General features: G+C 38.4%; 8 protein-coding genes and 2 pseudogenes. 5 read left to right on the top strand and 5 right to left on the bottom strand.

What is annotated here, in order from left to right; all coding sequences use genetic code 11:
* Positions 1 to 192: 192 nt before the first annotated feature.
* Positions 193 to 981 carry a nucleoside triphosphate pyrophosphohydrolase family protein gene (locus LC608_RS35165; protein ID WP_229557932.1) on the bottom strand — a complete coding sequence of 263 codons (789 nt, stop codon included), beginning with the start codon at positions 979 to 981 and terminating at the stop codon, positions 193 to 195.
* A gap of 1238 nt (positions 982 to 2219) precedes the next feature.
* On the opposite strand from LC608_RS35165, the gene LC608_RS37935 reads away from it, so the two are divergent.
* Complete coding sequence (locus LC608_RS37935) at positions 2220 to 2336, top strand: PT domain-containing protein (protein WP_374108491.1); 117 nt, start codon at positions 2220 to 2222, stop codon at positions 2334 to 2336.
* Positions 2337 to 2924: 588 nt separating this feature from the next.
* On the opposite strand, the pseudogene LC608_RS37940 reads toward LC608_RS37935, so the two are convergent.
* The 3 genes and pseudogenes from LC608_RS37940 to LC608_RS35180 all read right to left on the bottom strand — a co-directional run.
* Positions 2925 to 3635, bottom strand: a pseudogene (locus tag LC608_RS37940) (NACHT domain-containing NTPase); the annotation flags it as partial.
* Positions 3636 to 3843: 208 nt separating this feature from the next.
* Entirely contained in the window at positions 3844 to 4101 is a 258-nt protein-coding gene (locus LC608_RS35175) for a hypothetical protein (protein ID WP_229557934.1), read from the bottom strand.
* Positions 4102 to 4114: 13 nt separating this feature from the next.
* Positions 4115 to 4441 (bottom strand): hypothetical protein, encoded by a 327-nt coding sequence (locus LC608_RS35180; protein WP_229557935.1) that lies wholly within the window; start codon positions 4439 to 4441, stop codon positions 4115 to 4117.
* Between the two features lie 532 nt (positions 4442 to 4973).
* On the opposite strand from LC608_RS35180, the gene LC608_RS35185 reads away from it, so the two are divergent.
* Positions 4974 to 5576 (top strand): alpha-amylase family glycosyl hydrolase, encoded by a 603-nt coding sequence (locus LC608_RS35185; RefSeq protein WP_229557936.1) that lies wholly within the window; start codon positions 4974 to 4976, stop codon positions 5574 to 5576.
* Positions 5577 to 6061: 485 nt separating this feature from the next.
* Positions 6062 to 6430 carry a hypothetical protein gene (locus tag LC608_RS35190; protein WP_196516678.1) on the top strand — a complete coding sequence of 123 codons (369 nt, stop codon included), beginning with the start codon at positions 6062 to 6064 and terminating at the stop codon, positions 6428 to 6430.
* Positions 6431 to 6449: 19 nt separating this feature from the next.
* Here the strand turns inward: LC608_RS35190 and LC608_RS35195 are convergent, their stop codons facing one another.
* Complete coding sequence (locus tag LC608_RS35195) at positions 6450 to 7412, bottom strand: hypothetical protein (RefSeq protein ID WP_229557937.1); 963 nt, start codon at positions 7410 to 7412, stop codon at positions 6450 to 6452.
* Between the two features lie 859 nt (positions 7413 to 8271).
* On the opposite strand from LC608_RS35195, the gene LC608_RS35200 reads away from it, so the two are divergent.
* Positions 8272 to 9132 (top strand): class I SAM-dependent methyltransferase, encoded by an 861-nt coding sequence (locus LC608_RS35200; RefSeq protein WP_229557938.1) that lies wholly within the window; start codon positions 8272 to 8274, stop codon positions 9130 to 9132.
* A 75-nt stretch (positions 9133 to 9207) separates the two neighbouring features.
* Positions 9208 to 9603, top strand: a pseudogene (locus LC608_RS35205) (filamentous hemagglutinin N-terminal domain-containing protein); the annotation flags it as partial.
* Between the last annotated feature and the right edge of the window lie 110 nt (positions 9604 to 9713).

Below are 9713 nucleotides of genomic sequence, written 5' to 3' on the forward strand. Positions count from 1 at the left end.
AAGCTAATTCACAGATTGCGAAAATAATTGATTTACTTTGTTTATTATTTACTTAATTTCTACAATTATTTATGTCATTTTGAAATCTTTCTTAGTTTTTATTAGTAAATAAGATGCGTTTGCCCTGCGGGGTGAGTGTTGTGGGTATGGTGGATTGGGTGTTAATCGAGGTCGTCAGGCATTCTAGGCACATTAAACTTTTTTCTTACTTTTCTCTCGCGTAATAAACATAGGCTGATCAACGCCTTCGGGCAACTGTAGATGAAACACATACTTATTGATGTTAGTAGGATCGGACGGGTCAACAGTACGCTTGATACCGTATCCCCACTTCTCTTTTAAATAATTACCAAAGAAAGATCGCGATCCTTTTCTTCCGGTTCCGATGTTAATTCCCTCATTCTCAAATTCATCAAGTGTTGATCCTTTCATGAGTAGAGTGACAATCCTATATATTTGGCTATCTTGTTTAATAATAGGCTTAAGTTTATCTTTCGATTCAGGAGCGATGTCGATGTATTTGTCAGAATTTTTATTTTTCGTTTTATTGACAACTTGATCATGTTTATCGTCAGTTTTATTTGCCGCAATAGCCATAGCTTTAGTAGTTTTTTTGTTTTCCTCTAACATATCGCTACCACCACCCAGTAAAGTATTATTTTTATTTATATTTTGCAATTTCTCAATATTCATAGTCAAAATATCTTCAAAATTAATATCGAACTCTTTTGCTATTAAGACCAAGTATGCTGTTACATCACCTAATTCCTTAGTCAAGTTTTCTTTAAAGTTTTCAGGTTTTTCATCACCTCTAAAATACCATTTGATGATTCCCATTACCTCACCTACTTCTTCAGACAATCCACTGCTGTAAGTTGGTAAGGCTTTCTCAGTACCAAATATCGAATAATGTTTACTGATTTTGATAATCTCATCTTGGTACTCTCCAGGTGTTATTTGGCAGATTTTTGGATAACTCATTGTATTTATTCCTAGTGAAATTAGTGTGTTGTAGTGTTTTGGTGTTTGATATTTCTGGTGAGATGTCAGGATTTAAGGTATTGTTGGCGTGGTGGACATGGAGCCGACACATTTGATGTTGGTTACGGTAATGCCACGATCAATGGTGGTTCGGGATCGGACAAGCTAATTTTGCCTGATTTCAAAAGTGATTACACTATTTTAGGCAGCTCGAGCAATTACACTATTAAGCGCGATCAGTTCACGTTGAATGTATTGAATGTTGAGGAAATTGCTTTTCTTGGCGTTCCTCAACAGGGCTAGTGTGTTTGTTGGATTACTCTTTAGGGATTTCCAACAAATACACTAGCTCTTGAGTTCCTCCTTCAAGATGTTTGAAAAGTCTTATTGTAGGTATCATAAAGTTCTAGAACCTCCTGAATCCCTTGACAAATGGGGGAACTTAGACTCCGGTTTTCCCCCAATTTATCGGGGAGTGAGCGCGGTAACAGGGGTTTCCCCCATGAGCGACTGGCTTGGGTATTGGGGGGATCAATAAGTGCTTTGATACAGCCAAATACTTTTTAAACATCCTCTTAAACCGCTTTGTAGCGGAGCTTTATTTAACGAAGCTTTATTTTGAGGTTGTTAACAGATATTGATTATAACTCTCTCTGTTTTAGATCCATTTCGGCGAAATGCTCTTGCAGTAATTTGTGAATAAAGCGGTAGCCCCCACCGACACGTTGGAGCAATAAGCGATCTGTACAGTAGTTAAGGAACTTAGCATAGTTCCAGGGGATGTAGCCACTAGACCAAAGAATTATACGTAAAATGAAATGTTTAATAGTAGGTGCCCCGCTTCTAAGTATGCCCACCAATAATCCCAAAAATAATGCCGATACTAAGCTAGAAATTAAGACTTCATTTAAACTACTGTTATTCAATATAATTCGGGAAATGAAAAAGATTAATATTGTGGACGGTACAAAAGTAAATACTGATAACTTTACCGTATTTTTAACTGATTGCCAAATCCCTTCGTTAGGAATAGTTTTATTTTCAATTTCTAGCCCATACAACCCAGAAATTAGCCCTCCAATAAGCCCATAAGTCAGCCCAGAACTCAGTCCAGAAGTCAGCCCATAAATTAGCCCTACAATTACCCCATAAATCAGCCCTACAATCAGCCCTGGGAAAGTTTTATAGAAAGAAAAGTTTAGAGTTTCAATTGCCTCAATTTTATCTCCAACCACCCCATAAATCAGCCCTCCAATCAGCCCAGAAGTCAGCCCTCCAATCAGCCATCCACTCACCCCATAAATCAGCCCTCCAATCAGCCATTTTATATTAAAAAATCTCTGGAAATTAATTAAGGTATTTCTTTGAATTTTATGGTCTATATGCTTACCAATCACCCCATAAATCACCCCATAAATCACCCCATAAATCACCCCATACATTAGCCCAGAAATCAGCCCATGAATTATTCCTCCAGTCAGCACTCCAGTCAGTTCAGAAATTAGCCCTACGATCAGTCCATAAACAAACCCATAAATCAGCCCATAAATCACCCCTTGTATAACTCCCCAAACAATCAAATTATAAATAATTTCGGAAAACTTATTTTTTAGTAAATCCGGCTGCATCCTTTCAATTAAAAATTCTGTTGATTCCTCCTCAATTAACACCTGTGCCAACCAACTTAACCAAACTTTTGTATTTTTATGCTGAGGTTGTTTATCTTCGTAGGGGCGTATGAGCATCCGACGAATATAAGCATCAAATAGATAAGCAAGGCGTCCTTTATAAGACTTAATTGACAGCCACGTTGGTACTGATATCTCTTGAGCAGAAAGAACAATAATATTTAACAGAAGTGGTACTCTGGCTAATTGGGTTAAATCTTCATCCTGACTAATACTATTCCACAGGTCTACGTTATCCGTGTTTTGTAAGTATTGACGAACCTGTTGGGAAGTAAATGGGCATAATTCCAGCGAGTTATTTAGTTGTAGTAAAGTTTGATAGTGTTGATACTCTTCTGTTCGGCTACAAATTACTAAAGGATTAATCCAATTACCGGGATGAAGGAAATCATTAATTTTTTGAACACACAGTTCCTGGCGTTCTGCTGCTAACTCGTCTAAACCATCTAAAATGGGTAAAATTTCTTGATTATTTATCCAATCCTTCCCTATATCTTTCCGCACCCCATATTTCTCTTTTAGCTGGTCAACCAACCAATCTTTGATGCTTTGATTATCATTTCTCCAAGTGGGCAAGGAAAATAGCACTGGTACCGGAGATGATGGGTCAGAGTAAGCGCGTTTGACTAGCTCCTCAGCTAACTTAAGAGTCAACGTAGTTTTTCCGGCTCCTGGCTGTCCTAAAATTAATAATCTGCCAGCAATATCTGATTGGTCAAAAATTTGAATAATTTCTGTATTATTTAAATTAATTTTCGGTTTAGAACCTACCTTAACCTCCATCTGCCAAGGTGATTCAACATTATATGGGTTTTGCTCTGTATCTAAGGGAATATAAACCCGATTATGCAGCGAACTCTCTATCCGACTTTCTACTTCAGTGCTGACTTGCTTTAACAGTATTTCACGTTCAATACGCTCGTTATAGTTGCTACCACCTGTGTTGATATTGCGATCGCCAGCCATTGTTGTATCTTCCTACACTACTGGATTGGATTGTCGTCACTTTGGAAATTATTGGCATTACCGCCTACAGAACCACCAACTGAAAATCCGCCGGGGTTGTTAGTCATTGTATTTACGTGTTCTATTTGGGTATTTGAATAATTGAGGTAGGATCGCATCCAAGACTGGAGTGAACCAACATTAGAGAAGCCTTATCGGTGATTGATTTTCAGTTTTCCACATCTTGAGTATCGCCGTAAGCTTGCCTAATAGCCGCCAACCACAATTCTTTCGGCACTAATTTGACTGCTTCAACCAACCCGAAGGACTGAGGAGGCATGGCTAGTAGCTGTAAGGCATTTTGCTTAGACTGTCCCATGTATCCATCTCTGAGTTCTAGTTTCTCAGGGCAACGGGCAACAAAATCATCAAACTTGAGTGGCTGTGGTTTCAAACAAATTTTTTCTAAATCTTTTTTCTTAACCATAGTTTTCACATATCTATGAACTTGCGCCAGCCTCAGATACAGCAGCACCTACTTCTGCTTTGACTTCCTTGGGCTTTTTCTCGAATACCTGAATTCCCGCATCGATAATTTCAAAACCGTTCTCCGTTCGTTGACCAAGCTTGCCGGATACAGCCCCAGCCCAGTCTGCAAACTCAGCCATGTTGCTTTCAGCTTTGCGCCAGCTTTTGGCGTTAAGTTGAGCGGTGAAGACTATGCCGTTCTGGTCAGTCAATAAGATTTGAACTTTTTTGTTTTCTGCTGGTGTGGCTGTTGGTAGTGAACCACTGAATTTAATTGTCACTTCGCTCTTCACTTCCATTGCTTACCCCAAAGAATCAGAAAATCAGATTTACGATCCTGATTTTATCAATTGATGGAAGCCAACGCACAAAGTATGTGTCATATCTATCCCTATTTTGTCTGAACAGTAGAATGGCTCTAAAAGCATTACAGATTTTGTACTGACATAACCTTACAAATAAAATTCCCCACGCCATAGGCATAGAAAATGAATACGTAAATTTTGGCTCTGTGTAAGGTTTATTGGCTAATCATCAGTTTTAGAATTGTTCATCAACAGCCATAAAAAGTAGACATCGCTATCACCAATAACAGCATTGTTTTTACCTCAACCTTTTCCCAAAACGGGAATACCTGTAGAGCTAGCTGGTATATTGCTTATAAACTTTAATTTAAACAGATGATAACAAGTGACGATTCAACTAAAAGATGCGGGCAACCGTTTGAAAAAGAATTTCTAGTTTTATCTGGAATGCTGTGCTTAGACTTTGTAGTTCTTTACTATTGTTATTCTTATGCTGAAATAAACAGCAATATGTGGAATTAAAACTATGCGCGATGTAATTTTTCATGCTTTTAATTGTAAATACAAAGATATTATCAATGCAGTCGATAAAATTCATGATGCTGGTTATGGTGCAATCCTAATTCCTCCGCCCTTATACTCAGATAAAAATGGCGACCAATGGTGGCAACGTTACCAACCGAAAGATTATCGAGTTCTTTTATCTCATTTGGGAGGAAAACAAGAACTTCTTGACTTGATTCAGAAATGTCATGAGACTGATCCTAAAATTCGAGTCTATGCTGATATAGTCATTAACCACATGGCTAATGAAAGTAGAGCGCAACCATTAAACTTTCCAGGTGAAGCCGAACTTCAAAAATATAGAAGTGATCCAACATTTAAAGATAATCTTTTATATGGTAATTTAAACGAAGGTCTGTTTTCGCCTTGGGATTTTAATCAAACTAGCAATATTCAAAATCATGAATGGTCTAATCGAGACAGAGTTATATTTGGTAAGTTAAGCGATTTACCCGATCTGAAAGAAGAAATTTTAGGCATACGAACAGAAGAAATAGAAATTCCCCTCTGCGCCCCTGCCCCCCTGCGCCCCTGCAATCCTTACGCTGCATACTTTTCAGCTTAACTTAGTGCCATTACCCTCAGAGACAAGCTCAATATCGAGACTGGGTATGAAACTAGGCTTGTTCTCAACTCATCAATTGCAACAAGTATTGAGTTCTATTCATTTCATTGAAGCGATAAGCCATTCCGGCAATGTCTTCTCTACCAGACGGAGTTCGCGTTCGCTTACCGCTTTCATACAATGAGGTAATTTTTGAATTGCTGCATTAACAATCAAGTTTACTTTGGCTGTCTCCACGCAAGGTTGTACTCCCTTTCAACAGCCGCCAGCAGCAAAGCCTGCAAGGATAACAGATAAGGTTTGGCAAAATCCCCAATCCTAATAATGTGCAAAATACTTGAAACCCTTGATTTATGGTTACAATAGTATTAGTAGTTAATAATCCCCAGAGGGTTAATCTGAGCGCTACTGAGCTTACTCGTCGTCAGAAGATAAGGAATCTTCTTCGTCATCCTTGTCAAAATTTGTATTGCTGAGGGGGACTTATGGGTGAATCGAAACGCCGAAAGGCAATATTAGGCAATCACTATGGTTTGCCTAATATTTTCAATGAAGTCCAATCAATGTGGACGCAGATTAATTTCTCGATCAAGCGAGTCAAAGATTCTGATAATGGATGTTTACTTGTTCAGTGTTCCAACAACGACCGAGGATTCCATCAAGACACTATTGCCCAACTTCAGAAAGAAATAGAAAATTGGAAATGTGATTTGGATATTCCTATCTTGATCCAAGTTCTCCCAAGGGGAGTTAAAAATTCAGAAACTAAACTTTTTGATGGGTTCGTTACCCTTTGGTGCAATTGTCCGGAATTTGAATTGTGGCGAGAAATATTTGAAACTAAACGAGTTTAGTGAACTTTGTTGCATTAAATTATTGTTTCCTAGCTGCACCATCATTTCTGTTGCCTCCACTCAATTTTGTACTCCCGTTCCACAGCCGCCAGCAGCAAAGCGTGCAAGGATGACAGATACGGTTTAGCAAAATCCCCAACCCCTGCAACAGCCAATCCACAGCTTCTTCACGGCTGACCACTTGATTTAACTGGCGCAACCGTATACATAACTGTTGCATAAAAAAGCAATCTTCATCAAGTAATTTCAGTGATTTCATCTGTTCGATTTTTACAGTGTAGTCGCCGTCCCATGTCTGGAGTGTACAACTGTATTCTCCAACATGGCTAACTACTCCCCAATAACCCGCTTTACCTCTCAAGTCTGGGTTATCTTTGGGCAGAAGAATGCATATTTCACCAATATGGTAAGGATTGGGTACTTTCGTCTTTTCGCGTATCCTATCCACAACATCTTTCACTATGCGACCAGAAGGAATCTTATTCCCAGCTTGCTCTACTGCTTGTTGCCATACATTCGCTTGTACAGACGGTTCCAACTCAGCTTTTGCCAAAAACCGCAGTTGTCGTTCGTTGGTCGGCATTGGAATTTGCTGACCATTGGTCGGCAAAAACTTTTGAAGATTCTCGTAAACAGCAGTAGCCGAAATCTTCAAGTACGCTGCATCACGGCTGTAACCAAAGCGTTCGCGGCAATACTCCTCAAAAGTGCGGTGCGTGGAACGGTATAGCCGTCTGTCTCTCAACTCCATTAACGCCTGACCCGCTTCTAAAAATGCACGTTCTACACGGCGTTCTAATTGCAAGCGTAAGCTTTGTTCTTGGTCGGTCAACTCTTTTACTTCGACAGCCGTCACCGTGATAGTTGCCGAGGCTGGGTTGTCTTGGATAGAAGTATTTTCGGGAGCAGGGTCGGTTGCTAGCTTTGGTTCCTCAGATGTCGCGGGGGTAATTTTCTTGCGTCTAGATGGTGGTTTGTTCATTATTCCACCTCCAGGCTGATAGTAGTTGAACAAATATTGAGTTGTGTCATCATTGAATATAGTGTTTCTTATCTTTACCCCCAACAATACCTTGGATGGGGTTTTCCATTACTTTTTATATTTTGCAGTCTTAAGGCACTACCAAATATAAGACTTTTTAAAAAACCACCATACCAGAGCCACCACAACAGCAAAATACTAAACTTCTTAGCATTTGTTACTTTTGCAAAATGCCTACTATTTGAGCGTATTCTAGAAAATATCCTCTTCAACACACGGATAAAACAACGGCTAATACTTGATTATTTGACAGCGCGTATTGCATTTTGGATGACTTTGTTTGGAGTACAAGAGTCGTTGTTAGAATTTCGCCTGGGTTATCTGGGTCGTTACTAGTTTCTTTCCATTAGTACTAGCTTACTCGTAAGCTTTTTGCGCGATCGCTGAGGTAATCTTTGATGTGATTCTCAGCCTGTCCCAAGGTTACAAAGGAACTAAAAATTTCAATTATACTATACAATATAGCTATAATTTTATAGTAGCTAATTATACCGTTATATTAGTTTTCATCAAGCAGATAATTATTACCAAAATAGTAGTTTTTTCTTCCAAGAGTATTGACATGTTATTGATTGCTGTATACTATCAATATCTTGTAAATTCAAACTATTCTCAATAACACTGTAATATCTATCAACATTAATTTTTTTGAGCTATTTTCCATGTTTTGCTTAAATAAGGTCATATCTGTTCTGTCCTTATTTAACAAGAGCTACGTAAGATAGAAGTAAATATTACAATTATTGAAGAAAAAAATCAAATTCAGACTACGTACTTATTCACGTAAAGGAGAAAAATCTTGAGCGACGGCAATAATAATAATTCAGTTAGTGTAGCTTACTTTGATAGCTTGCCACAAAAATTTTCTGAAGGAGATGCTGATGCGCTTTTAGCTTTTGGTCGTCATTTACATTGGGGTTATTGGTCTGACCCAACTCAAGCTAATGGTTCGGTTGCAGATTTTGCTGTAGCGGCAGAGAACTTATCTCGTCTCGTTACTGACGTTGCAGAAGTACAGGATGGTTTAAGCATTCTTGATGTAGGCTGTGGATTTGGAGGAACCATTGCTACTCTCAATGAACGTTTTTGTAATATGCATTTAGTCGGAATAAATATTAATAAAGAACAGCTATCTAGAGCTGAAACAATAGTACAGGCTCTACCGGATAATCACATAGAATTTATTTACGCTGATGCTTGCCAGTTACCATTCCCTGATGGTTATTTTGATGTAGTTTTTGCAGTAGAGTCTATTTTTGCTTTCTCTAGCCGCGAAAATTTCTTTAAGGAAGCAAGGCGAGTTTTACGTCCAGGAGGAAGATTAACGATTTGTGATTTTATTCCTATTGAGGCTTTTTACCGAACCTGGAAATTAATAGAAAAAGCTATTAAAACTCTTATTGTTCGTACTTACGGCTCTCGGTCTGTTAATTTTTGTCCTATTTTCGAGTACAAAAATTTAGCTGAAGCTACAGGTTTTGAGCTAGTAAAAACAGAGAATATTACTCGTAATACTCTACCAACTTACCCAGTAGTTAACTCATTAATGCGGCGAGAAGGGGATGAGGAAACTTACCGGGCAACTAGAGGGTTGGAGAGGCTTAGTCGCCGTGGATTACTACAATACATGATTTTATCTTTCCAAGTCTCTCCTCCTTAGTTGGAAGCTGAAAATTAAGATTATATAATTAACATGAAAATATTCAGTTTTCCCAAAGTTATCCAAGTAAGCATAATGATTTGCTTGTTGAATTCTGGAGTAGTAAAAGCACAAATCATCCCAGATTCAACGCTACCTGTCAATTCCGGCATTACTGTTGATAGTGATATTAGCATTATCAATGGAGGAACTAGAGCAGGTAACAATCTGTTACATAGCTTTGACCAGTTTTCCATCCCCACTGGGAAAACAGTTTACTTCAACAATGCAGGAGACATTCAAAACATTATTAGCCGGGTAACAGGTAAGTCTATTTCTAACATTGACGGATTACTTCGAGCTAACGGTGCAGCTAACCTCTTTTTGCTTAATCCCAATGGCATTATTTTTGGTTCCAATGCCAGCTTGAATATTGGCGGTTCTTTTTTAGCAAGTACAGCTAGTAGCTTAAAGTTTAGAACTCTTGCAAAAGTTTTTTGTGATATGATTAGAAATTTGCTTTCTTTATGATTGGGGCTTAAATTAGCAGTGAAATTTTGGAGAGCCAAGCAGCTTACTTCAAGGAAATTTAAACGACTTAC

It is taken from the genome of Nostoc sp. XA010, assembly GCF_020829625.1.
GTDB lineage: Bacteria > Cyanobacteriota > Cyanobacteriia > Cyanobacteriales > Nostocaceae > Nostoc.

Excerpts from the sequence above, each read along its gene's own strand:
- LC608_RS35165 (WP_229557932.1), bottom strand. The coding sequence starts at position 981 with ATGAGTTATCCAAAAATCTGCCAAATAACACCTGGAGAGTACCAAGAT.
- LC608_RS35175 (WP_229557934.1), bottom strand. The coding sequence starts at position 4,101 with ATGGTTAAGAAAAAAGATTTAGAAAAAATTTGTTTGAAACCACAGCCA.
- LC608_RS35180 (WP_229557935.1), bottom strand. The coding sequence starts at position 4,441 with ATGGAAGTGAAGAGCGAAGTGACAATTAAATTCAGTGGTTCACTACCA.
- LC608_RS35185 (WP_229557936.1), top strand. The coding sequence starts at position 4,974 with ATGCGCGATGTAATTTTTCATGCTTTTAATTGTAAATACAAAGATATT.
- LC608_RS35190 (WP_196516678.1), top strand. The coding sequence starts at position 6,062 with ATGGGTGAATCGAAACGCCGAAAGGCAATATTAGGCAATCACTATGGT.
- LC608_RS35195 (WP_229557937.1), bottom strand. The coding sequence starts at position 7,412 with ATGAACAAACCACCATCTAGACGCAAGAAAATTACCCCCGCGACATCT.